This window comes from Kitasatospora sp. MAP12-44, assembly GCF_029892095.1.
In the GTDB taxonomy this organism is placed as follows: domain Bacteria; phylum Actinomycetota; class Actinomycetes; order Streptomycetales; family Streptomycetaceae; genus Kitasatospora.
On the sequence record NZ_JARZAE010000004.1, the window covers coordinates 5,945,595 to 5,968,537 of the forward strand.

The 22,943-nt window shown below is 68.7% G+C and carries 14 protein-coding genes and 3 rRNA genes; 9 read left to right on the plus strand and 8 right to left on the minus strand.

All coding sequences use genetic code 11. The annotated features are described in order from the left end of the window. The first annotated feature begins 431 nt into the window (after nucleotides 1-431). The 3 genes from P3T34_RS27300 (at nucleotide 432) to rrf (ending at nucleotide 5,567) form a co-directional block, all read left to right on the plus strand. Nucleotides 432-1,953 (plus strand): 16S ribosomal RNA (locus tag P3T34_RS27300). Between the two features lie 286 nt (nucleotides 1,954-2,239). Then, nucleotides 2,240-5,360, plus strand: a 23S ribosomal RNA gene (locus P3T34_RS27305). A gap of 90 nt (nucleotides 5,361-5,450) precedes the next feature. Next, nucleotides 5,451-5,567, plus strand: a 5S ribosomal RNA gene (gene rrf, locus P3T34_RS27310). Together the 16S, 23S and 5S rRNA genes form the textbook arrangement of a ribosomal RNA operon. A gap of 62 nt (nucleotides 5,568-5,629) precedes the next feature. On the opposite strand, the gene P3T34_RS27315 is transcribed toward rrf, so the two are convergent. Further along, nucleotides 5,630-6,082 carry a GNAT family N-acetyltransferase gene (locus tag P3T34_RS27315; RefSeq protein WP_280668678.1) on the minus strand — a complete coding sequence of 151 codons (453 nt, stop codon included), beginning with the start codon at nucleotides 6,080-6,082 and terminating at the stop codon, nucleotides 5,630-5,632. 24 nt (nucleotides 6,083-6,106) lie between these two features. Then, nucleotides 6,107-6,898 (minus strand): VOC family protein, encoded by a 792-nt coding sequence (locus tag P3T34_RS27320; protein WP_280668679.1) that lies wholly within the window; start codon nucleotides 6,896-6,898, stop codon nucleotides 6,107-6,109. Between the two features lie 152 nt (nucleotides 6,899-7,050). Between P3T34_RS27320 and P3T34_RS27325 the strand changes: the two genes are divergently transcribed. The 3 genes from P3T34_RS27325 to P3T34_RS27335 all read left to right on the plus strand — a co-directional run bounded on the left by P3T34_RS27325 (nucleotide 7,051) and on the right by P3T34_RS27335 (nucleotide 12,024). Next, complete coding sequence (locus P3T34_RS27325) at nucleotides 7,051-9,282, plus strand: ATP-dependent RecD-like DNA helicase (protein ID WP_280668680.1); 2,232 nt, start codon at nucleotides 7,051-7,053, stop codon at nucleotides 9,280-9,282. Nucleotides 9,283-9,515: 233 nt separating this feature from the next. Next, nucleotides 9,516-10,805: a citrate synthase gene (locus P3T34_RS27330; RefSeq protein WP_280668681.1), complete on the plus strand. Its 1,290-nt coding sequence runs from the start codon at nucleotides 9,516-9,518 to the stop codon at nucleotides 10,803-10,805. 499 nt (nucleotides 10,806-11,304) lie between these two features. Beyond that, nucleotides 11,305-12,024 carry an SDR family oxidoreductase gene (locus tag P3T34_RS27335; protein ID WP_280668682.1) on the plus strand — a complete coding sequence of 240 codons (720 nt, stop codon included), beginning with the start codon at nucleotides 11,305-11,307 and terminating at the stop codon, nucleotides 12,022-12,024. Nucleotides 12,025-12,057: 33 nt separating this feature from the next. On the opposite strand, the gene P3T34_RS27340 is transcribed toward P3T34_RS27335, so the two are convergent. Both P3T34_RS27340 and P3T34_RS27345 read right to left on the minus strand, forming a co-directional pair. After that, nucleotides 12,058-14,325 (minus strand): heavy metal translocating P-type ATPase, encoded by a 2,268-nt coding sequence (locus P3T34_RS27340; RefSeq protein ID WP_280668683.1) that lies wholly within the window; start codon nucleotides 14,323-14,325, stop codon nucleotides 12,058-12,060. A gap of 65 nt (nucleotides 14,326-14,390) precedes the next feature. Continuing rightward, nucleotides 14,391-14,609 carry a heavy-metal-associated domain-containing protein gene (locus tag P3T34_RS27345; protein WP_280668684.1) on the minus strand — a complete coding sequence of 73 codons (219 nt, stop codon included), beginning with the start codon at nucleotides 14,607-14,609 and terminating at the stop codon, nucleotides 14,391-14,393. 180 nt (nucleotides 14,610-14,789) lie between these two features. On the opposite strand from P3T34_RS27345, the gene P3T34_RS27350 reads away from it, so the two are divergent. Then, nucleotides 14,790-15,959 (plus strand): PP2C family protein-serine/threonine phosphatase, encoded by a 1,170-nt coding sequence (locus tag P3T34_RS27350; RefSeq protein WP_280668685.1) that lies wholly within the window; start codon nucleotides 14,790-14,792, stop codon nucleotides 15,957-15,959. 20 nt (nucleotides 15,960-15,979) lie between these two features. Here P3T34_RS27350 and dhaL read toward each other — a convergent pair whose 3' ends face one another. Both dhaL and dhaK read right to left on the minus strand, forming a co-directional pair. Then, nucleotides 15,980-16,606: a dihydroxyacetone kinase subunit DhaL gene (gene dhaL, locus P3T34_RS27355; RefSeq protein WP_280668686.1), complete on the minus strand. Its 627-nt coding sequence runs from the start codon at nucleotides 16,604-16,606 to the stop codon at nucleotides 15,980-15,982. Nucleotides 16,607-16,618: 12 nt separating this feature from the next. Next, on the minus strand, nucleotides 16,619-17,614 hold the full coding sequence (gene dhaK / locus P3T34_RS27360; RefSeq protein ID WP_280668687.1) for a dihydroxyacetone kinase subunit DhaK: 996 nt from the start codon (nucleotides 17,612-17,614) through the stop codon (nucleotides 16,619-16,621). A 128-nt stretch (nucleotides 17,615-17,742) separates the two neighbouring features. Here dhaK and dhaM point away from each other — a divergent pair, with 128 nt between their 5' ends. Then, nucleotides 17,743-18,135, plus strand: a complete 393-nt coding sequence (dhaM, locus tag P3T34_RS27365) for a dihydroxyacetone kinase phosphoryl donor subunit DhaM (protein ID WP_280668688.1) — start codon at nucleotides 17,743-17,745, stop codon at nucleotides 18,133-18,135. A 13-nt stretch (nucleotides 18,136-18,148) separates the two neighbouring features. Here the strand turns inward: dhaM and P3T34_RS27370 are convergent, their stop codons facing one another. After that, a complete protein-coding gene (locus P3T34_RS27370; RefSeq protein WP_280668689.1) occupies nucleotides 18,149-19,861 on the minus strand; it encodes a bifunctional 3'-5' exonuclease/DNA polymerase in 1,713 nt (570 codons plus the stop codon). A gap of 165 nt (nucleotides 19,862-20,026) precedes the next feature. Here P3T34_RS27370 and P3T34_RS27375 point away from each other — a divergent pair, with 165 nt between their 5' ends. Further along, nucleotides 20,027-22,054: a M3 family metallopeptidase gene (locus P3T34_RS27375; protein WP_280668690.1), complete on the plus strand. Its 2,028-nt coding sequence runs from the start codon at nucleotides 20,027-20,029 to the stop codon at nucleotides 22,052-22,054. A gap of 73 nt (nucleotides 22,055-22,127) precedes the next feature. Here the strand turns inward: P3T34_RS27375 and P3T34_RS27380 are convergent, their stop codons facing one another. Beyond that, entirely contained in the window at nucleotides 22,128-22,826 is a 699-nt protein-coding gene (locus P3T34_RS27380; protein ID WP_280668691.1) for a G1 family glutamic endopeptidase, read from the minus strand. Nucleotides 22,827-22,943 lie beyond the last annotated feature (117 nt).

The window sequence follows — 22,943 nt, forward strand, 5'->3', positions numbered from 1 at the left end:
CCCGGCCGCCTTGAGCGGCTCGGCGACCACCCCCCAAAAATCTGATGAGTGGTTCCGTATGCCCTTTTCGAAGGAATATGCGAGACATAGACTCTGATAGAGTCTGGGAAGCGGAAAGCCGAAAGGCCGAAAGCAAATCGGTAAAGCGAGTGAGAAACGCCGAACGGCGGGTCTGATAAGCTGAACGAAGAAAGAACGAAGCGCCCGGAGATACTGCGAAGGCAGTTCGAAGGAAGTGTCCGTTCCTTGAGAACTCAACAGCGTGCCAAAAGTCAACGCCAGATATGTTGACATCCCCGGCCTTGATCTTCGGATCGGGGTTGGAGATTCCTTTTGAAGTAATACACAGCGAGGACGCAGTGCACGTTGCCACCCTATTCCGGTGGTTGTCGTGCCGCTCAACGCGGGTGTCACCCGATTACGGGTATACATTCACGGAGAGTTTGATCCTGGCTCAGGACGAACGCTGGCGGCGTGCTTAACACATGCAAGTCGAACGATGAAGCCTTCGGGTGGATTAGTGGCGAACGGGTGAGTAACACGTGGGAAATCTGCCCTGCACTCTGGGACAAGCCTTGGAAACGAGGTCTAATACCGGATATGACCTGTCCTCGCATGGGGGTGGGTGGAAAGCTCCGGCGGTGCAGGATGATCCCGCGGCCTATCAGCTTGTTGGTGGGGTAATGGCCTACCAAGGCGACGACGGGTAGCCGGCCTGAGAGGGCGACCGGCCACACTGGGACTGAGACACGGCCCAGACTCCTACGGGAGGCAGCAGTGGGGAATATTGCACAATGGGCGAAAGCCTGATGCAGCGACGCCGCGTGAGGGATGAAGGCCTTCGGGTCGTAAACCTCTTTCAGCAGGGAAGAAGCGCAAGTGACGGTACCTGCAGAAGAAGCACCGGCTAACTACGTGCCAGCAGCCGCGGTAATACGTAGGGTGCGAGCGTTGTCCGGAATTATTGGGCGTAAAGAGCTCGTAGGCGGCTTGTCGCGTCGGATGTGAAAGCCCGGGGCTTAACCCCGGGTCTGCATTCGATACGGGCAGGCTAGAGTGTGGTAGGGGAGATCGGAATTCCTGGTGTAGCGGTGAAATGCGCAGATATCAGGAGGAACACCGGTGGCGAAGGCGGATCTCTGGGCCATTACTGACGCTGAGGAGCGAAAGCGTGGGGAGCGAACAGGATTAGATACCCTGGTAGTCCACGCCGTAAACGGTGGGAACTAGGTGTTGGCGACATTCCACGTCGTCGGTGCCGCAGCTAACGCATTAAGTTCCCCGCCTGGGGAGTACGGCCGCAAGGCTAAAACTCAAAGGAATTGACGGGGGCCCGCACAAGCAGCGGAGCATGTGGCTTAATTCGACGCAACGCGAAGAACCTTACCAAGGCTTGACATATGCCGGAAACGGCCAGAGATGGTCGCCCCCTTGTGGTCGGTATACAGGTGGTGCATGGTTGTCGTCAGCTCGTGTCGTGAGATGTTGGGTTAAGTCCCGCAACGAGCGCAACCCTTGTTCTGTGTTGCCAGCATGCCTTTCGGGGTGATGGGGACTCACAGGAGACTGCCGGGGTCAACTCGGAGGAAGGTGGGGACGACGTCAAATCATCATGCCCCTTATGTCTTGGGCTGCACACGTGCTACAATGGTCGGTACAAAGGGCTGCGATGCCGCGAGGCGGAGCGAATCCCAAAAAGCCGGCCTCAGTTCGGATTGGGGTCTGCAACTCGACCCCATGAAGTTGGAGTTGCTAGTAATCGCAGATCAGCATGCTGCGGTGAATACGTTCCCGGGCCTTGTACACACCGCCCGTCACGTCACGAAAGTCGGTAACACCCGAAGCCGGTGGCCTAACCCGTAAGGGGAGGAGCCGTCGAAGGTGGGACCAGCGATTGGGACGAAGTCGTAACAAGGTAGCCGTACCGGAAGGTGCGGCTGGATCACCTCCTTTCTAAGGAGCACATAGCCAGACTCGGGCGAATGTCCCGGGTTGGTTGCTCATGGGTGGAACGTTGACTATTCGGCACACACGGTTGCTCTTTGCGAGTACTGCGTTTCGGCGCGTGGAAAGCATGGTTGCGGTCGGGTGTGTCGGGCACGTTGTTGGGTCCTGAGGGAGCGGCCGGTTATGGTCGTTGCTTCAGTGCCGGTCCCACGGACACTGCTCGAGTCTTCGAGTTGTGTAGGTGGGTGTCTGGTCGTTGTTTGAGAACTGCACAGTGGACGCGAGCATCTGTGGCCAAGTTTTTAAGGGCGCACGGTGGATGCCTTGGCACTAGGAACCGATGAAGGACGTGGGAGGCCACGATAGTCCCCGGGGAGCCGTCAACCAGGCTTTGATCCGGGGGTTTCCGAATGGGGAAACCCGGCAGTCGTCATGGGCTGTCACCCGTACCTGAATATATAGGGTATGTGGAGGGAACGAGGGGAAGTGAAACATCTCAGTACCCTCAGGAAGAGAAAACAACCGTGATTCCGGGAGTAGTGGCGAGCGAAACCGGATGAGGCTAAACCGTATTGGTGTGATACCCGGCAGGGGTTGCCAATGCGGGGTCGTGGGAAAGTTCTTCAGTCGTCTGCCGGCGGCTGGGTGAGTCAGAAACCGTATGGATAGTCGAAGGACATGCGAAAGGTCCGGCGTAGAGGGTAAGACCCCCGTAGACGAAATCTGTGCGGCTCACTTGAGCTTCTCCCAAGTAGCACGGAGCCCGAGAAATTCCGTGTGAATCTGGCGGGACCACCCGCTAAGCCTAAATATTCCCTAGTGACCGATAGCGGATAGTACCGTGAGGGAATGGTGAAAAGTACCGCGGGAGCGGAGTGAAATAGTACCTGAAACCGTGTGCCTACAAGCCGTGGGAGCGTCGGACACCAGCTTGCTGTGTGTCTCGTGACTGCGTGCCTTTTGAAGAATGAGCCTGCGAGTTTGCGGTGTGTAGCGAGGTTAACCCGTGTGGGGTAGCCGTAGCGAAAGCGAGTCCGAATAGGGCGTTTGAGTTGCACGCCCAAGACCCGAAGCGGAGTGATCTAGCCATGGGCAGGTTGAAGCGGAGGTAAGACTTCGTGGAGGACCGAACCCACCAGGGTTGAAAACCTGGGGGATGACCTGTGGTTAGGGGTGAAAGGCCAATCAAACTCCGTGATAGCTGGTTCTCCCCGAAATGCATTTAGGTGCAGCGTCACGTGTTTCTTGCCGGAGGTAGAGCACTGGATAGGCGATGGGCCTCACCGGGTTACTGACCTTAGCCAAACTCCGAATGCCGGTAAGTGAGAGCGTGGCAGTGAGACTGTGGGGGATAAGCTCCATGGTCGAGAGGGAAACAGCCCAGAACACCGACTAAGGTCCCTAAGCGTGTGCTAAGTGGGAAAGGATGTGGAGTCGCACAGACAACCAGGAGGTTGGCTTAGAAGCAGCCATCCTTGAAAGAGTGCGTAATAGCTCACTGGTCAAGTGATTCCGCGCCGACAATGTAGCGGGGCTCAAGCACACCACCGAAGTCGTGTCATTGCAGCAATAGGGCCAACGCCTGCTGTGATGGGTAGGGGAGCGTCGTGTGCCGGGTGAAGCAGCGGAGGAATCCAGTTGTGGACGGTTCACGAGTGAGAATGCAGGCATGAGTAGCGATACAAGAGTGGGAAACTCTTGCGCCGATTGACCAAGGGTTCCTGGGTCAAGCTGATCTGCCCAGGGTAAGTCGGGACCTAAGGCGAGGCCGACAGGCGTAGTCGATGGACAACGGGTTGATATTCCCGTACCCGCTTTGAAGCGCCAACGTCGAACCTCTGAATGCTAAAGCCGTGAAGCCGGCCCGGAGTCTTCGGACAAAGGGACGTGGTGGAGCCGCTGACCCAACAGGGTAGTAGGTGAGCGATGGGGTGACGCAGGAAGGTAGTCCAGCCCGGGCGGTGGTTGTCCCGGGGTAAGGGTGTAGGCCGAGTGATAGGCAAATCCGTCACTCATTAAGGCTGAGACCTGATGCCGAGCCGATTGTGGTGAAGTGGATGATCCTATGCTGTCGAGAAAAGCCTCTAGCGAGTTTCATGGCGGCCCGTACCCCAAACCGACTCAGGTGGTCAGGTAGAGAATACCGAGGCGTTCGGGTGAACTATGGTTAAGGAACTCGGCAAAATGCCCCCGTAACTTCGGGAGAAGGGGGGCCATTCCTGGTGATGAGTCTTGCACTCTGAGCTGGGGGTGGCCGCAGAGACCAGCGAGAAGCGACTGTTTACTAAAAACACAGGTCCGTGCGAAGCCGTAAGGCGATGTATACGGACTGACGCCTGCCCGGTGCTGGAACGTTAAGGGGACCGGTTAGTCTGGTTTCGACTAGGCGAAGCTGAGAACTTAAGCGCCAGTAAACGGCGGTGGTAACTATAACCATCCTAAGGTAGCGAAATTCCTTGTCGGGTAAGTTCCGACCTGCACGAATGGCGTAACGACTTCTCGACTGTCTCAACCATAGGCCCGGTGAAATTGCATTACGAGTAAAGATGCTCGTTTCGCGCAGCAGGACGGAAAGACCCCGGGACCTTTACTATAGCTTGATATTGGTGTTCGGTTCGGCTTGTGTAGGATAGGTGGGAGACTTTGAAGCGGCAACGCCAGTTGTCGTGGAGTCGACGTTGAAATACCACTCTGGTCGTGCTGGATGTCTAACCTGGGTCCGTGATCCGGATCAGGGACAGTGTCTGGTGGGTAGTTTAACTGGGGCGGTTGCCTCCTAAAGAGTAACGGAGGCGCCCAAAGGTTCCCTCAGCCTGGTTGGCAATCAGGTGTTGAGTGTAAGTGCACAAGGGAGCTTGACTGTGAGACCGACGGGTCGAGCAGGTGCGAAAGCAGGGACTAGTGATCCGGCGGTGGCTTGTGGAAGCGCCGTCGCTCAACGGATAAAAGGTACCCCGGGGATAACAGGCTGATCTTCCCCAAGAGTCCATATCGACGGGATGGTTTGGCACCTCGATGTCGGCTCGTCGCATCCTGGGGCTGGAGTAGGTCCCAAGGGTTGGGCTGTTCGCCCATTAAAGCGGTACGCGAGCTGGGTTTAGAACGTCGTGAGACAGTTCGGTCCCTATCCGCTGTGCGCGTAGGAATATTGAGAAGGGCTGTCCCTAGTACGAGAGGACCGGGACGGACGAACCTCTGGTGTGCCAGTTGTCCTGCCAAGGGCATGGCTGGTTGGCTACGTTCGGGAGGGATAACCGCTGAAAGCATCTAAGCGGGAAGCCTGCTTCGAGATGAGTATTCCCACCTCCTTGAGAGGGTAAGGCTCCCAGTAGACGACTGGGTTGATAGGCCGGATGTGGAAGCCCAGTAATGGGTGGAGCTGACCGGTACTAATAGGCCGAGGGCTTGTCCTCAGTTGCTCGCGTCCACTGTGTTGTTCTGAAACAACGACCCCATATCCCCACTTGGTCGGGGGTGTGGTGCGGTTGACAGTTTCATAGTGTTTCGGTGGTCATAGCGTGAGGGAAACGCCCGGTTACATTCCGAACCCGGAAGCTAAGCCTCACAGCGCCGATGGTACTGCAGGGGGGACCCTGTGGGAGAGTAGGACGCCGCCGAACAATCATTCCAAGCAACCCCCATCCGAGAAATCGGATGGGGGTTACTTGCGTTTCCGGACAGGTCAGAGTTGGAGCTTGAAGCCGATGTGTGAACCGGTGAATCCCAGCCGCTCGTAGAAACGGTGGGCATCGACGCGGCTCGCATCCGAGGTGAGCTGCACCAGGTCGGCTCCCAGTGCGCGGGATTCGGCGATCGCCCATTCGATGAGCAGGCTGCCCAGTCCGTTGCCGCGCTCGTCGGCGTGGACGCGGACCGCCTCGATGATGGTCCGGGTCGCTCCGCGGCGAGAGAGCCCGGGGATGACGCTGAGTTGCAGGGTGCCGACCACGAGGCCGTCGCGGACGGCGACTGTCGGGTGCTGGCTGGGGTCGGCGGCCAGCCGGTCGAAGGCAGCCAGATAGGGCGTCAGGTCGTCCGAGGACTCCCGAGTGGCACCCAGGGGGTCGTCAGCCAGCAGCGCCACGATGGCGGGGATGTCGTGCGCGGTCGCGCGACGGATCACAAGATCGTTCATGCCCACCACCCTAGGCTGGCCGGGTCAGCTCGCGGGGGTCTCGCTGCTGATGACGGAGAAGACCGCGCCATGCGGGTCGGCGAGCTGGGCGAAGCGGCCGACGCCCGCGGCGTCGTAGGCGGGCGAGCGGACCACGCCGCCCAGCTCCTGGGCCTTGGCGACGACGGCGTCGACATCGGCGACCTCGAAGTACGGCAGCCAGTGCGAGCCGACCCCGGCCGCGGCGTGCTCGGGGAGCAGTACCGCGATGCCGCCCAGGCTGGCGTCCGTGCCGCCGCCGGCGGGGGTGATCACGGTGTAGGTGAAGTCGCCGAACGGGACGTCCTGCTCCTGCCAGCCGAAGACGGCGCGGTAGAACGGCTTGGCGGCGGCCGGGTCGCTGGTGTGCAGCTCTGTCCAGCAGAGCGTCCCGACGTCGGTGACGGCGTCCAGGCCGACCGTCTCGCCCGGCTGCCAGACGGCGAACTCGGCGCCTGTCGGGTCGGTGTACCCGGCCATCCGACCGGCGGTGAAGACGTCGAAGGGGCCGAACCGGACGGTCCCGCCGGCCTGCTCGACCAGCTTGCTGGTCTGGTCGGCGTCGGCGGTGTGGAAGTAGATCGTCCAGGCGCTCCTGGCGCCCTCCTCGGTCAGCGGGCCGATCGCCGCGACCGTCCGCCCGCCTTGGCGCAGGAAGCCGTAGCCGCCGCCCTCGGGACCGGCGGATTCGAACGTCCACCCGAAGAGGCCGCCGTAAAAGGCCTGTGCGGCCGGGCTGTCGGGGCTGCCGAGGTCGAGCCAGTTCGGGGTGCCGGGAATGTAGCTGGTCGTCAGCATGGTCGATCCGCTCCTTTGCGGGCGAAGTGTTCCCTCTGCCACTTCAGCCTGGCACCAGGTACCGACAACTGCGCACCGACGCGTCCCGCGTTGTCCCCGCAGGGCGGTACGGTGCGTAGCGGAAGCTCACCAGCACCGCAAGGGGGTCCAGGATGGGTGCGCAGCCGGTAGAGGCGGCGGCTCAGCGACAGCTCGCCCAGGTGGAGGGGGTGCTGGAGCGGATCACCTACGCCAACGAGGAGACCGGCTACACGGTGGCCCGGGTGGACACCGGTCGCGGCGCCAACGACCTGCTGACGGTGGTCGGCGCGCTGCTCGGCGCGCAGCCGGGCGAGTCGCTGCGCCTGCACGGCCGGTGGGCCTCGCACCCGCAGTACGGCAAGCAGTTCGTGGTGGAGAACTACACCACCGTGCTGCCGGCCACCATCCAGGGCATCCAGCGCTACCTCGGCTCGGGTCTGATCAAGGGGATCGGCCCGCGCTTCGCGGAGCGGATCGTCGGGCAGTTCGGCGCCGACACCCTGGACGTGATCGAGCAGGACCCGAAGCGCCTGATCGAGGTCCCGGGCCTGGGGCCGAAGCGCACCAAGATGATCGCCGCGGCCTGGGAGGAGCAGAAGGCGATCAAGGAGGTGATGGTCTTCCTGCAGGGGGTCGGCGTCTCCACCTCGCTCGCCGTCCGGATCTACAAGAAGTACGGCGACAGTTCGATCGGCGTGGTGAAGAACGAGCCCTACCGGCTGGCCTCCGACGTCTGGGGCATCGGCTTCCTGACCGCCGACCGGATCGCGCAGGCCGTCGGCATCCCGCACGACAGCCCGGAGCGGGTCAAGGCGGGCCTGCAGTACGCGCTTTCGCAGTCCAGCGACCAGGGCCACTGCTACCTCCCCGAGGAGCGGCTGATCGCCGATGGGGTCAAGCTGCTGCAGGTGGACGTCGGCCTGGTGATCGACTGCCTGGCGGCCCTGGTGGCCGAGGAGGGGGTGGTGCGCGAGAGCCTGCCCGCCGAGGGCGGTGAGCGGGTCAGCGCGGTCTACCTGGTGCCCTTCCACCGCGCCGAGATCTCGCTGTCCAACCAGGTGCTGCGGCTGCTGCGGGCCGACACCGACCGGATGCCCGGCTTCGCGGACGTCGACTGGCCCACGGCGCTCGGCTGGCTGGCCCGGCAGACCGGGGCCGAGCTGGCGCCTGAGCAGCAGGAGTCCGTCAAACTCGCGTTGACGGAGAAGGTCGCGGTGCTGACCGGTGGCCCGGGCTGCGGCAAGTCGTTCACCGTGAAGTCGATCGTGACGCTGGCGCTGGCCAAGCGGGCCAAGGTGCTGCTGGCCGCGCCGACCGGGCGCGCCGCCAAGCGGCTGGCCGAGCTGACGGGCTGTGAGGCCTCCACCGTGCACCGGCTGTTGGAGCTGCGGCCGGGCGGCGACGCGGCGTACGACCGGGACCGTCCGCTGGACGCCGACCTGGTGGTGGTGGACGAGGCCTCGATGCTGGATCTGATCCTGGCCAACAAGCTGGTCAAGGCCGTGGCGCCGGGCGCCCACCTGCTCTTCGTCGGCGACGTCGACCAGCTGCCCTCGGTCGGCGCCGGGGAGGTGCTGCGCGACCTGCTGGCGGACGGCGGCCCGATCCCCTCGGTGCGTCTGACCCGGATCTTCCGGCAGGCCCAGCAGTCCGGCGTGGTGACCAACGCGCACCGGATCAACGAGGGGCTGCCGCCGATCACCGAGGGCCTGCCCGACTTCTTCCTCTTCGTCGAGGACGACACCGAGCGGGCGGCCGGCCTGGTGGTGGACGTGGTGGCCCGCCGGATCCCGCAGAAGTTCCGCCTCGACCCGCGCCGCGACGTCCAGGTGCTGGCCCCGATGCACCGCGGGCCGGCCGGTGCGGGCAACCTCAACACGCTGCTGCAGGCCGCCGTCACCCCCGGCCGGGAGGGCCTGCCCGAGCGGCGGTTCGGCGGGCGGACGTTCCGGGTCGGCGACAAGGTCACCCAGATCCGCAACAACTACGAGAAGGGGCAGAACGGCGTCTTCAACGGCACGGTCGGCGTGGTGACCGCGCTGAGCGTGGAGGAGCAGAAGCTCACCGTGCTCACCGACGAGGACGAGGAGGTGCCCTACGACTTCGACGAGCTGGACGAGCTGGCCCACGCGTACGCCGTCACCATCCACCGCTCGCAGGGCAGCGAGTACCCGGCGGTGGTGATTCCCGTCACTACCTCGGCCTGGACCATGCTGCAGCGCAACCTGCTCTACACCGCCGTCACCCGGGCCAAGAAGCTGGTGGTGCTGGTCGGCTCCCGTAAGGCCCTAGGTCAGGCGGTCCGTACGGTCAGCGCCGGGCGCCGGCACTCGGCGCTGGACCACCGCCTCGCCACCGGATGAGGCTCCGCGGTCCGACGCGAGATCCGGCTCCCGGTGAGAGTATCTTGACGTGAAGAAATTGATGGACCAGCCTAGTCTTGACGCGATCTTGTCCGGTTCGTAGTGGCTGGGGCGTCAGCTTTTGTGGAACAAGGCTCTTTCGGGCCACCCCGGGTACGCGACCGTCCTCCGGATGGGGGAGGCTGGAGACAGTCAGGACACCCGGGAAGATTCATTTCGTCGGTGAGGAAGACGTGAGCGACAACTCGGTAGTACTGCGGTACCAGGACGGCGAGTACGAGTACCCCGTCGTTGAGAGCACTGCGGGCAACGCGGGCTTCGACATCTCGAAGCTGCTGCCGCAGACCGGCCTGGTCACCCTGGACAACGGCTTCGGCAACACCGCCGCCTACAAGTCCGCGATCACCTTCGTGGACGGCGACAACGGCATCCTGCGCTACCGCGGCTACCCGATCGAGCAGCTGGCCGAGCAGGGCAGCTTCATCGAGACCGCGTACCTCCTGATCAACGGCGAGCTGCCGTCCGCCGAGCAGCTGTCGGAGTTCAGCAACGAGATCACCCAGCACACGCTGCTGCACGAGGACGTCAAGCGCTTCTTCCAGGGTTTCCCCCGTGACGCGCACCCGATGGCGATGCTCTCCTCGGTGGTCGGTGCGCTGTCGACCTTCTACCAGGACAGCCACAACCCGTTCGACGCCGGCCAGCGCCACATGTCGACGGTCCGGCTGCTCGCCAAGCTCCCGACCATCGCGGCCTACGCGTACAAGAAGTCGGTCGGCCAGCCGTTCGTCTACCCGCGCAACGACCTGAGCTACGTGGAGAACTTCCTGCGGATGACCTTCGCGGTCCCCGCCCAGGACTACGAGCTCAACCCGGTCATCGTCGACGCGCTGGACAAGCTGCTCATCCTGCACGCGGACCACGAGCAGAACTGCTCGACCTCCACCGTGCGCCTGGTCGGCTCCAGCCACGCCAACCAGTTCGCCTCGATCTCGGCCGGCATCTCGGCGCTCTGGGGCCCGCTGCACGGCGGCGCCAACCAGGCGGTGCTGGAGATGCTGGAGCAGATCCAGCAGGACGGCGGCGACGTCGACGCCTTCATCCGCAAGGTGAAGAACCGCGAGGACGGCGTGAAGCTGATGGGCTTCGGTCACCGCGTGTACAAGAGCTTCGACCCGCGCGCCCAGCTGGTCAAGGGCCTGGCGCACGACGTCCTCTCGCAGCTCGGCAAGTCCGACGAGCTGCTGGAGATCGCGCTCAAGCTGGAGGAGCACGCGCTCAACGACGAGTTCTTCATCTCGCGCAAGCTCTACCCGAACGTGGACTTCTACACCGGCCTGATCTACCGCGCCATGGGCTTCCCGACCAGCATGTTCACCGTGCTGTTCGCGCTCGGCCGGCTGCCGGGCTGGATCGCCCACTGGCACGAGATGATCAACGAGCCGGGCAGCCGGATCGGCCGTCCGCGCCAGATCTACACCGGCACCGCGATCCGCGACTACGTCGCGCTGGGCGAGCGCTGACCGCTCCCGCCTCGAACCGAAGGGCCCCGCTGCTTCTGCAGCGGGGCCCTTCGGTGTGCCGGCCTTGGACCGACCGTTTTCGAGTTGCGGCGCACGACGCCCAGGAGTCGGAGCTGCCGGGGAAGGCCGCTCAAAGCATCCCCGGTCGCACCGGTCCCCGGCGCCGTGCGCGAGGCCGTCGAGGTGAGACGGCCGTCCCGGGGCCCGCCGGAGCCCCGTCGGCGGCGGTCACCGCAGGTGTGCGGACCCCGGAGGGGGGTGGGCCGCACAGTTTGCCGTTCCGCGGTTTCCTGCCGCACTTCACAAGGTAAGACGTATCAGGCCCTGCAAAGTTACGTTTGGACAGTGTGAGTTGGCTCTCGCTGCGTTCCGTATACGACCGGGTCACCTGCTCATACCACACGTCCCGGTGGGGCCGACGTCACCCTCCCCGCAGCTCTGACAACCCAGCGTGATAGGAATCGTGTCATTCCGGTACGGACGGGCGGGAGCTGTGCAGATGGCCAGGAACGTGATCGTCACCGGCGGTGGCACGGGCATCGGCCTGGAGATCGCCCGGCGGTTCGTCGACGCGGGTGACCGGGTGGTGATCGTCGGCCGCCGCCGCGCGGTGCTGGAGAACGCCGTCGCGAGCCTGGGCGGCAGCGTCACGCCGCTGGTCTGCGACCTGGCCGACCCCGATGCGGTGGAGGCCGCGCTGGGTGCGCTGCCGAGCCGGATCGACGTGCTGGTGAACAACGCGGGCAGCCGCGAGACCGCCTTCGGCGCCGGGCCGCACGCGCTGCTGGCCCGCTGGCGCGGCGACTTCGAGCGCAATGTGCTGACCGCCGTGCTGCTCACCGAGTCGGTCCGCGACCGGCTCACCCAGGGCGAGGGCCGGGTGGTCACGATCAGCTCGATCGCCGCGCTGCGCGGGGCCGGCTCGTACGGGGCGGCCAAGGCCTCGCTGCACGCCTGGAACAACTTCCTGGCCGCCCAGCTCGGCCCCTCCGGGATCACCGCCAACATCGTCGCCCCGGGCACCGTGGCCGGCACGGAGTTCTTCGGCCCCCGGCTGGACGAGGCGGAGGTCTCCCGGCGGGCGGCCCGCACCCTGCTGGGCCGGATCGGGGAGACCGGCGAGGTGGCCGCAGCGGTCTACTTCCTGGCCTCGGTCGAGGCCGGCTTCATCACCGGCGAGATCCTGCACTGCAACGGCGGCGAGCTGCTCGGGCGCTGAGCGCGCCCGGCGGCCCGCCGCCGGTCCGGTCCGTCAGGCCGCGAAGCGGCGCAGCCGCAGGCTGTTGGTGACCACGAAGACCGAGGAGAAGGCCATCGCGGCCCCGGCCACCACCGGGTTGAGCAGGCCGGCGGCCGCCAGCGGGATCGCCGCCACGTTGTAGGCGAAGGCCCAGAACAGGTTGCCCTTGATGACGGCCAGGGTCCGGCGGGAGAGCCGGATCGCCTGGGCCGCCGAGCGCAGGTCGCCACGGACCAGGGTCAGGTCCCCGGCTTCGATCGCGGCGTCCGAGCCGGTGCCCATCGCCAGGCCCAGATCGGCCTGGGCCAGCGCGGCGGCGTCGTTCACGCCATCGCCGACCATCGCCACCGAGCGGCCCTCGGCCTGCAGCCTGCGCACGGTGGACACCTTGTCCTCGGGCAGCACCTCGGCGATCACGTCGGCCGCCTCGATGCCGACCTCGGCCGCGACCGCCTCGGCCACCGCGCGGTTGTCGCCGGTCAGCAGGACCGGGCGCAGGCCCAGCGCGCGCAGCTCGCGCACCGCCTCGGCGCTGGTCGGCTTGACGCTGTCGGCGACCACCAGGACCGCGCGGGCGGCGCCGTCCCAGCCGACCGCGATCGCGGTGCGCCCGGCGGCCTCCGCGGCCGCCTTGGCCTCGGCCAGGGCCGGCGGCAGCGGCTGCGACCGGTCGGCCAGCAGCTCGGCGCGGCCGGCGATCACCGTGTGGCCGTCCACCACGCCCCGCACGCCGAGGCCGGGGAAGTTCTCGAAGCCCTCGACGGGCGGCAGCGGGCCGACTCGTTCCGCTGCGGCGGCCGCTATGGCGGCGGCGATCGGGTGCTCGGAGGCGTGCTCCAGGGCGCCGGCCAGGCGCAGCGCCTCGTCCTGGGTGACGCCCTCGGCGGTGTGTACGGCGGCCAGCGCCATCCGGCCGGTGGTGATGGTGCCGGTCTTGTCCAGCACGACGGTGTCCACCCGGCGGGTGGTCTCCAGCACCTCCGGGCCCTTGATCAGGATGCCCAGCTGGGCGCCTCGCCCGGTGCCGACCATCAGCGCGGTCGGCGTGGCCAGGCCCAGCGCACACGGGCAGGCGATGATCAGCACGGCGACGGCGGCGGTGAACGCCTCGGTGGGGCTGCTGGTGACCAGCAGCCAGCCGACCAGGGTGCCCAGCGCTATCAGGATCACCACCGGGACGAAGACCGTGGAGATCCGGTCGGCCAGCCGCTGCGCGGCGGCCTTGCCGTTCTGCGCCTCCTCCACCAGCTTGGCCATCCGGGCCAGTTGGGTGTCCGCGCCGACCCGGCGGGCCTCGACGACCAGTCGACCGCCGGCGTTCACGGTGGCGCCGGTGACCAGGTCGCCGACCGTCACCTCGACCGGTACGGACTCGCCGGTCAGCATCGAGGCGTCCACGGCAGAGCTGCCCTCCATGACCATGCCGTCGGTGGCGATCTTCTCGCCCGGGCGGACCACGAAGCGGGTGCCCGGGGTCAGTTGCGCGATCGGGATCCGCAGCTCCCGGCCGTCCTGCAGCACCGCGACGTCCTTGGCCCCCAGGTCGAGCAGCGCGTGCAGGGCTGCCCCGGCGCGCCGCTTGGAACGGGCCTCCAGCCAGCGGCCCAGCAGGATCAGCGTGGTGACGGCGGCCGCGGTCTCCAGGTAGAGCGCCGAGGAGGCGTCCTGGCCGCCCACCGCCAGCCGGAACTCGTGCCGCATGCCCGGCATCCCGGCGGTGCCGAAGAAGAGCGCCCAGACCGACCAGCCGAAGGCGGCCAGCGTGCCCAGCGAGACCAGGGTGTCCATGGTGGCCGCGCCGTGCTTGAGGTTGGTCCAGGCGGCCCGGTGGAACGGCAGGCCGCCGTAGGCCACGACCGGCCCGGTCAGCGCGAAGGCCAGCCACTGCCAGTCGTTGAACTGCAGCGCGGGCACCATCGAGAGCAGTACCACCGGGACCGTCAGCACCGCGCTGAGCAGCAGGCGCTCGCGCAGCGGGTCGGCCGGTGCGGGCTGCTCGGCGGCGGCCTCGGCCGTGGGCGCTGCGGCGGGCGGGGCGGGCAACTCGGCGGTGTAGCCGGTGCGCTCGACGGTGGCGATCAGGTCGGCCACGCTCACCGCGGGGCCGAAGTCGATCCGGGCCCGCTCGGTCGCGTAGTTGACCGTCGCCTCGACGCCGTCCATCCGGTTGAGCTTCTTCTCGATCCGGGCCGCGCAGGACGCGCAGGTCATGCCGCCGATCGAGAGCTCGACCCGGTCCTGCACGGGCGGGCTGTCTATGCCGGGGATCACGGTGCTCATCAGTTCCACTCCTTGGGGGAGAGGGTATGGGGGACGGGCCGTCGGCGCGTCCCCCAAGCCTCGGCTCAGGCTGACCGGCCCACCAGTTCGTAGCCGGCCTCGTCGATCGCGGCCCGCAGTGCGCCCTCGTCCAGCGGGTGCTCGGAGGAGACCGTGACGGTGCCGGCCTTGGCGTCGGCGGCGACCTGGATGACGCCGCCCAGGGCTGAGATCTCCGTGCTCACCGACTTCTCGCAGTGGCCGCAGCTCATGCCGGTGACGGTGTATGTGGTGATGTTGGACATCGGGGCCTCCGAGGCGGTCAAGGGTGCGGCTCGCACCTGCACAGTCAAGAACACGATACCCCCCAGGGGTATTCCTTAAGGAAGGGGGGGATCAGGTCGGATCGGGTGATGGTCACCGTCCGCTAGCAGACAGTAGCCGTCCGGGCACTCCGTGTCCGAATGTCCCGTATTGTTCGCTTCGTGTCCCGTCTCCGTCGCGTTGTCACCTCCCTCGCGCCCGAGCCCTCCGGGCTGCCGCGCGCGCGTCGTCGGCGTGCGCTGCTGGCCGTCGATCTGCGGAACATCCCGCTGCGCAGGCGGGCCACGCCGTCCCTGCTGGCGATCGTCGCGGTCACCGTCGCGGATCTGGCCACCGGCCAGCAGCGCTACCTGGCACCGCTGATGACCGTCGTGCCGTCGATCGCCGCGCTCACGCTGTCGGCCGGCGAGGTGCTGCTGGTCTGCACGGTGGGACTGGGCGCGCTGATCGGGCTCAACCGGTACGACCAGGTGACCGCGCTGCACGAGCAGCGGTTCCTCTTCGGCACGATGATCACCTATGCCGCGTTGACGCTGTTCAGCGCGTTCGTGGCGACCGTCCGGATGCGCCGTGCGGCGGCCTTCGCCGCGGTCAGCTCGGTGGCCGAGGCGGCCCAGCGGGCTCTGCTGCGCCAGCCGGGCCCCGAGGTCGGGCCGCTGCGGCTGGCGGTGCGGTACGCCTCCGCCGCCGACGAGGCCCTGATCGGCGGCGACCTCTACGCGGCGGTGGAGACTCCCGCCGGCACCCGGCTGGTGATCGGCGACGTCCGGGGCAAGGGCCTGGCGGCGGTCCAGACGGCGGCCGTGGTGCTCGGCGCCTTCCGCGAGGTGGCCTACGACGAGGCCGGGCTGCGCGGGGTGGCGGCGCGGATCGAGGCCAGTGTGGAGCGCCATGTGCCGGACGGTGAGTTCACCACCGCGCTGTTCGCCGAGTTCCGCAGCCCCGGGGTGGTCGAGCTGCTGCAGTACGGGCACGTGCCGCCGCTGCGCGTGGAGCGGGACGGGCGGGCCACCGTGCTGGAGGCGCCCGACCCCTGGGTGCCGCTCGGCCTCGGCAGGATGGCGCCGGGGCACCCGCAGAGCTGGGACCTGGTCTTCGAGGTGGGCGACGTGATGGTGCTCTGCACCGACGGGGTGGTGGAGGCACGGCACAAGGCGACCGGTGCGTTCTACCCGCTGGAGGAGCGGGCCGGCGCTCTGGTGGCGGGCAGCGGCGACAGCGGCGCCGAGCTGGACGCGGCGGTCGCCCGGGTCTACGCGGACCTGCTGGCGCACACCGGCGGGGAGCTGCGGGACGACGCGCTGCTGTTGCTGCTCAGCCGGTCGGTCTAGGCCGCGGCCGGCCGTACGGTCTAGGCGCCCGCGGCGTCGGCCAGTGCGCGGAAGAGCAGTGCGGTGGAGGTCGCGCCCGGGTCCTGGTGGCCGATGCTGCGCGGGCCCAGGTAGGAGGCGCGGCCCTTGCGGGCCTGCAGCGGGACGGTGTCCCGGGCGCCCCGCTCGGCGGCCTCGGCGGCCAGCGCGGCGGCCTCGCGCAGGCTGAAGCCGTCGAAGGCGGCCCGCTCCAGGGCGGCCACCGCCGGCTCGAAGGCGTCCACCATGGTCTTGTCACCGGGCGCGGCGCCGCCCAGCCGCTGGACGGCGGTCAGGCCCGCGCGCAGGGCGGGGGCGAGGTCGGTGATGTCGGCGGCAGGCGCGGGCAGCGCGGCGCCGGCCGTGCGCAGCGCGCTGCCGTAGAGCGGGCCGCTGGCGCCGCCGACCTTGGAGATCAGCGTGCTGCCGGCCGTGCTCAGCACCGCGCCGACGGGTGCGCCGGGCGCCAGCTCGTCGAGGGCGACGAGCACCGCGGTGAAGCCGCGGCGCAGGTTGCCGCCGTGGTCGCCGTCGCCGATCGCGGAGTCGAGATCGCTCAGTTCCTGTTCGCGGCGGTCGACGGCCGCGGCGGCGGTGCGCAGCCAGCTGAGGGCGAGGGGGGTGTCCATGCGCTGCTCCCGTTACGGCCGGCGCAGGGCCGGGGTGCTGACCGGCGCGTCCCAGAGGTCCAGCAGCTGGGGGTCGGTCTTGGTCAGGGTGAGTGAGAAGCCGGCCATGTCCAGGCTGGTCACGTAGTTGCCGACCAGGCTGCGGACGATCCGGATGCCGCGCTCGGCCAGTCGGGCGCTCACCTCGCCGAAGACGATGTAGAGCTCGATCAGCGGCGTCGCGCCCAGTCCGTTGACCAGCGCGATGACCTCGTCGCCGGCGGCCAGGGTGTGCCCGGCGAGCACTGCGTCCACCACTTGGGCGACCAACTCCTTTGCCGGGCGCAGCGGTTCGCGGTAGCGGCCGGGCTCGCCGTGGATCCCCACGCCGACCTCGATCTGGTCCTCGGGCAGCTCGAAACCGGGTCGGCCGACGGCCGGGACGGTGGCCGCCGTCAGCGCGACGGCGAACGAGCGGGAGGCGGCGTTGGCCCGCTCGCCGGCCGAGGCCGCCTCGGCGGCGCCCGCGCCGCGCTCGGCCAGCGCGCCGACCACCTTCTCGACCACCACGGTGGCACCCGTGCCGCGCCGGCCCGCCGTGAAGCCGGCGCCGTCGACGGCGACGTCGTCGTCGACCAGGACGGTACGGACCTCGATGCCGGTCCCGGCGGCCAGTTCGGCGGCGAGTTGGAAGTTCAGCACGTCACCGGTGTAGTTCTTCACCACCAGGACCACGCCCGCGCCGGCGTGGGTCGCGTTGATCGCGGCGAGCACCTGGTCGGGCACCGGGGAGGTGAAGATCTCGCCCGGGCAGGCCGCGTCCAGCATGCCGGGCCCGACGAAGCCCGCGTGCAGCGGCTCGTGGCCGGAGCCGCCGCCGGAGATCACCGCGACCTTGCCGGGGCGTGGCCCGCCGGCCCGCCGGATCACCCGGTTGGCCCGGTCCACCGTCAACTCCGGGTGGGCGGCGGCGATTCCGGTGAGGGCGTCCTCGAGAACGGACTCCGGGCTGTTGATCAGCTTCTTCATGGCGGCGTCTCCCGTGCGGGCGGCTCTGCTGGGCTCGCCTTCGACGCTAACCCACGGTGGCGGCTTTCCCCCGCTGGGCGAGCGATCCGACACGTCCTGTCGCCCGGAGCGGCCCTAGGATGCGGAGCATGGCATCGGTGGGAATCGTCCTGGTCTCGCACAGCCCGCAGCTGGCGGCCGGCCTGCGCGAGCTGACCGCGCAACTGGGCGGCGGGCACGTGGCGGTGGAGGTCGCGGCCGGGGCAGCGGACGGCGGGCTCGGCACGGCGTACGACCTGGTGCTGGGCGCGGTGGCGCGGGCCGACTCCGGTGCGGGGGTGCTGGTGCTGCCCGACCTGGGCAGTTCGGTGCTCACCGCGCGGGCCGCGCTGCTGGACCTCGGGCGGGACGAAGTCGTGCTGGCGGACGCGCCGTTCGTGGAGGGCGCGGTGGCCGCGGTGGTCACCGCCTCGACCGGGGCCGCGCTGGGACAGGTGCTGGCGGCGGCTCAGGAGGCCTGGCAGGTAAGGAAGTTGTCCTGAGCTCCTGTTGCTCCTATTTGGCGTCGGCGTAGCACTCCACCACGGCGGTGCTCATCGGGAACGCCACCGGGGTGTCGCCGAAGACCAGTCGGCTGGCCTCCAGGGCGGCCTCGGCCACCGCGGCCGCCACCTCGTCCGCCAGGTTGGCGGGCGTGTGCACCACCACCTCGTCGTGCTGGAAGAAGACCAGGTGCGGGCGGTCGGCCGGGGTGGTCTCCAGCGCCATGAGCCTTCGGCGCAGCGCGGCGAGCAGGGCCAGCGCCCAGTCGGCCGCACTGGCCTGGATGACGAAGTTGCGGGTGAACCGGCCGCGGGCGCGCGCCGAGCGCCCGGCCGGGTCGGTGGCGTCGGCGCCCGGGGTGATCGCCTCGGTGAGGTCCAGCCAGGCGTCGGACGGCGGCGGGCAGGGGCGGCCCAGCCGGGAGTACACGATCCCGCCCTCCTCGCCGGTGCGCGCGGCCGCCTCGACGTAGCCCATGGCGGCCGGGTAGCGGTGGCGCAGGGTGGCCAGCAGCGGGCCGATGTCGCCGCTGGTCTGCCCGTACATCGCGCCGAGCAGGCCGAGCTTGGCCTTGTCCCGGTCGCCACGGAAGGCGGAGGCGGCCAGTGCCTCGTAGAGGTCGCCGCCGGCCGCCGTGCGGGCCAGGGCGGTGTCACCGGAGAGCGCCGTCAGCACCCGCGGCTCCAGCTGGGCGGCGTCGGCCACCACCAGCTCCCAGCCCGGGTCGGCGACCACCGCGCCGCGCAGGATCCGCGGGATCTGCAGCGCGCCGCCGCCCCGGCTGGCCCAGCGGCCGGAGACCACGCCGCCGACCACGTACTCGGGGCGGAACCGGCCGCCGCGTGCCCAGGCGTCCTGCCAGGCCCAGCCGTGCGCGGCGTGGATCCGGGCCAGCTCCTTGTAGCGGATCATCAGCTCGGCGGCCGGGTGGTCCACCTGGCGCAGCTCCCACGAGCGGGTGGAGGGGAGCTGGATGCCCTGGTCGGCGAAGGCGCGCAGCACCTGGCTGTGCGAGTCGGGGTTGAACGGGCGCCCGCCGAGCGCGTGCTGCAGCTGGGCGGCCAGCTCGGCGAGCCGGGCCGGCTGGGTGCCGGGGATGTGCGGGCGCGGGCCGAGCAGCTCGGTGAGCAGCGCGTCGTGCACCTCTTTGCGCCAGGGCAGACCGTCGTACGCCATCTCGGCGGCGACCAGCGCGCCGGCCGACTCGGCGGCGACCAGCAGCCGGAACCGGGACCGCTCGGCCTCGCCCTCGATCGCCTGCAGCCGCTGCTGCTGGTCGGCGTGGACGGCCAGCACGGCCGCCAGCGGGTCGGTGGCGGGCGGGAGTTGCAGCCGGTCGGGGGCGAAGAGGGTGTCCTGGCCGTCGGAGCCGCCGGCCTCGGGCAGATCGGCCGGCACCGGCAGGCCGCGCAGCCGGGCCCAGCCGGCGCCGAGCGATCGGGGGTGGCCGAACCGGCCCTCGTGGGCCAGCAGCAGGGCCTCGGTCAGCCGCAGGTCGTGGCAGCGGGCCAGCCGGCCCGGCAGGCCGGGCAGCAGCGGGCTGTAGGCGGACTCGGCGGCGGCCCACACCCAGCGCGGGCGCTCGGCGGCCTCCAGCTCGGCGACCGGCCCGGGCAGCGCGGCGACCTTGATCGGCGGGCCGATCGGCACGCCGTCCTCGGTGAGCCGCTGCAGGCGGCCGCCGGGGCCCTGGGCATCCGGGACGAGCGCGATCCTGGGCGTCATGGCGGTCTCCTCTCTGAGCTGGGCCGGCGGTGGACCGGGGTCAGTGCGACGTTAGCGGCTGGGTCCGACAGTGCTCGGCCAGGCCCCGCAGCGGCGCGTCCAGCAGCAGGGTGAACGGGGCAGAGTACTCCACGCGAGTACTGCCGGTCGGTCTAAGGTCACCGGGTGACGAATAATCCCTTCCTCGCCCCGAGCTCACTGCCGTACCAGCTGCCGGACTTCGCGCGGATCCGCGACGAGCACTTCCGGCCGGCCCTCGAACAGGGCATGGACGAGCAGTTGGCACAGATCGCGGAGATCACCGGCAATCCCGCACCGGCGAGCTTCGAGAACACCCTGATCGCGCTGGAGCGCTCCGGCGGCCTGCTGCGCCGGGTGCTCGCGGTCTTCGACATCCAGAACTCGGCGGTCGTCAGCCCGGCGGTGCAGGCCCTGGACGCCGAGTTCCGCCCCCGGCTGGCCGCGCACAGCGACGCCGTCCACCTCGATCAGGCGCTCTTCGCCCGGATCGAGTCGGTCTACGCCCAGCGCGCCGACCTCGGGCTCGACCAGGAGTCGCTGCGGCTGCTGGAGCGCTACCGCACCCGGTTCCTGCGGGCCGGGGCGCAGTTGCCCGAGGCCGAGCAGCAGCGGCTGCGCGAGCTGAACGCCGAGATCGCCGTCGAGTCGGCGCGCTTCGAGAGCAACGTCTTCGAGGCGACCGCGGCCGGCGCGCTGGTGCTGGACAGCCCCGAGGAGCTGGCCGGACTCTCGCCCGACGCTATCGCCGCCGCCGAGGAGAACGGCCGAACGCTCGGCCACCCCGGCAAGTTCGTGCTGAGCCTGAAGAACTTCTCCAACCAGATCGAGCTGGCCTCGCTGACCGACCGCGAGGTGCGGCGCCGACTGCTGGCGGCCTCGACCGAGCGGGCGCTGGCCGAGAACGGGCCGGTCGCAGTGCGGCTGGCGGGCCTGCGGGCCGAGCGGGCCGCCCTGTTCGGCTACCCGAGCCACGCCGCGTACGTGGTCGCGGACGAGACGGCGGGCAGCGTCGAGGCGGTCACCGCGCTGCTGGCCCGGCTCGTCCCGGCGGCCGTCGCCAACGCCGAGCGGGAGGCCGAGCGGCTGGTCAAGGCCGCCGCCGCGGACGGCGTCACCGACTTCGCCGCGCACGACTGGGCGTACTACGCCGAGCAGGTCCGCAAGGCCGAGTACGACCTGGACGCTGCGGCGCTGCGCCCGTACTTCGAGCTCGAACGCGTGCTGCACGACGGGGTGTTCCACGCCGCCGGGCAGGTCTACGGGCTGCGCCTGAGCGAGCGCACCGACCTGGTCGGCTACCACCCCGACACCCGGGTCTTCGAGGTCTTCGAGGAGGACGGCACCCCGCTGGGCCTCTTCCTGGCCGACCTGCACGCCCGCTCCTCCAAGCGCGGTGGCGCCTGGATGGACGAACTGGTCACCCAGTGCCACCTGTTCGACACCCGCCCGGTGGTCCACAACAACCTCAACATCCCGCGCCCGGCCCCCGGCGAGCCGGTGCTCCTGACCGGTGACGAAGTCACCACCCTGTTCCACGAGTTCGGCCACGCGCTGCACGGGCTCTTCTCGGACGTCCGCTACCCGCTGCTGGCCGGCACGGCGGTGCCGCGGGACTTCGTGGAGTTCCCGTCCCAGGTCAATGAGATGTGGGCGAGCTGGCCGTCGATCCGGGCCAACTTCGCCAAGCACCACGAGACCGGCGAACCGCTGCCTGCCGAGCTGGCCGAACGGATGGCGGCGGCCGAGAACTTCGGCCAGGGCTTCAAGACCGTGGAGTACCTCGCGGCGGCGCTGCTGGACTGGGCCTGGCACACCGTTCCGGTCGGCACTCCGATCGCCGACGCGGCGCAGTTCGAGGCCCAGGCGCTGCGGGAGGCGGGCCTCGCGATGGACGCGATCCCGCCGCGCTACCGGACGACCTACTTCAACCACGTCTTCACCAGTGAGTACAGCGCGGCGTACTACGCCTACATCTGGTCCGAGGTGCTGGACGCCGACACGGTGGAGTGGTTCCGCGGCAACGGGCGGACGATCCGTGAGAGCGGCGAGCTGTTCCGGCGCGAACTCCTGGCGCGCGGCGGCAGCGTGGACGCGCTGGACGCGTTCCGCGCGGTGGTCGGCCGCGACCCCGAGGCGGCGCCGCTGCTGGCCCGCCGCGGGCTGGCCGGCTGACCCGCGGTTGGTGCACCGGTGCGCCGAGGGGTTGGTTCCCCTCGGCGCACCGGGCAGATCAGGGGGCGTTCTTTTAGCCCGGGATGATCGAGAACGAGCCGCCCTGCAGCGCGGTCTCGGTGTAGGGGCCGCTGTCCATGGACTGGGGGCTGTAGTAGCTGAAGGCGTGCCCGTTGACCGTCACGTTGGAGAAGCTCAGGTTGCTCCAGGACGGGTAGCTCTGGGTCGGCGATTCGATGACCGCCTCCGCGCTGATGTTCTGGGCACTCAGGCGCTTGGTGACGCTCTTCGTCCAGCCCTTGGTGTTGTCGGTCAGCTTGAGGGTGTAGCTGCCGCGGGTGACGGTGACCACGCTGGCGGTGAAGTTGTCACCGGCGCTGACCGCGTTGCTGAAGTAGACCGGCGCGGCCGGGTACATCTCGTACCAGCCGGAGTAGACCGGCGAGCCGCTGGAGCAGTCCACCTGCACGCCGGTCTGCTCGACGGTCTGCGAGCCGTAGCCGTCGATGCCGATCCAGGGCGCGAACAGGTCGTTGGTGGTGTTGCACTGGACATCGGGCATGGTCCAGGAGCCGGTGACGTTCTTGAAGCCGCTGCCCTGGGCGACGTAGCCGCCCCAGGTGCTGTTGCCGGAGAACGGCTGGCCGCCGTGGCCGAACTGCACCGGCGCGAAGCTGATACCGGTGGCGGCGGTCGCCGGGGCGGCGATGGCCGCGCCGGAGACGGCGAGCAGGACGGCGAGCCCGGCGCGCACCGTACGAAGGCTGGACATGGGGGTCTCCTCGCGTGGGGGTACGTGGATGTCGCCCGCAGTGCACCGCCGGGTGGGGGACCGGCGGAGTATCCGAAGCGATGCGGCTCAGCCTGCGGTCAGCCGGCGACCTGCAGG

Excerpts from the sequence above, each read along its gene's own strand:
- P3T34_RS27315 (WP_280668678.1), bottom strand. The coding sequence starts at position 6,082 with ATGAACGATCTTGTGATCCGTCGCGCGACCGCGCACGACATCCCCGCC.
- P3T34_RS27320 (WP_280668679.1), bottom strand. The coding sequence starts at position 6,898 with ATGCTGACGACCAGCTACATTCCCGGCACCCCGAACTGGCTCGACCTC.
- P3T34_RS27325 (WP_280668680.1), top strand. The coding sequence starts at position 7,051 with ATGGGTGCGCAGCCGGTAGAGGCGGCGGCTCAGCGACAGCTCGCCCAG.
- P3T34_RS27335 (WP_280668682.1), top strand. The coding sequence starts at position 11,305 with ATGGCCAGGAACGTGATCGTCACCGGCGGTGGCACGGGCATCGGCCTG.
- P3T34_RS27340 (WP_280668683.1), bottom strand. The coding sequence starts at position 14,325 with ATGAGCACCGTGATCCCCGGCATAGACAGCCCGCCCGTGCAGGACCGG.
- P3T34_RS27345 (WP_280668684.1), bottom strand. The coding sequence starts at position 14,609 with ATGTCCAACATCACCACATACACCGTCACCGGCATGAGCTGCGGCCAC.
- dhaL (WP_280668686.1), bottom strand. The coding sequence starts at position 16,606 with ATGGACACCCCCCTCGCCCTCAGCTGGCTGCGCACCGCCGCCGCGGCC.
- dhaK (WP_280668687.1), bottom strand. The coding sequence starts at position 17,614 with ATGAAGAAGCTGATCAACAGCCCGGAGTCCGTTCTCGAGGACGCCCTC.
- dhaM (WP_280668688.1), top strand. The coding sequence starts at position 17,743 with ATGGCATCGGTGGGAATCGTCCTGGTCTCGCACAGCCCGCAGCTGGCG.
- P3T34_RS27370 (WP_280668689.1), bottom strand. The coding sequence starts at position 19,861 with ATGACGCCCAGGATCGCGCTCGTCCCGGATGCCCAGGGCCCCGGCGGC.
- P3T34_RS27380 (WP_280668691.1), bottom strand. The coding sequence starts at position 22,826 with ATGTCCAGCCTTCGTACGGTGCGCGCCGGGCTCGCCGTCCTGCTCGCC.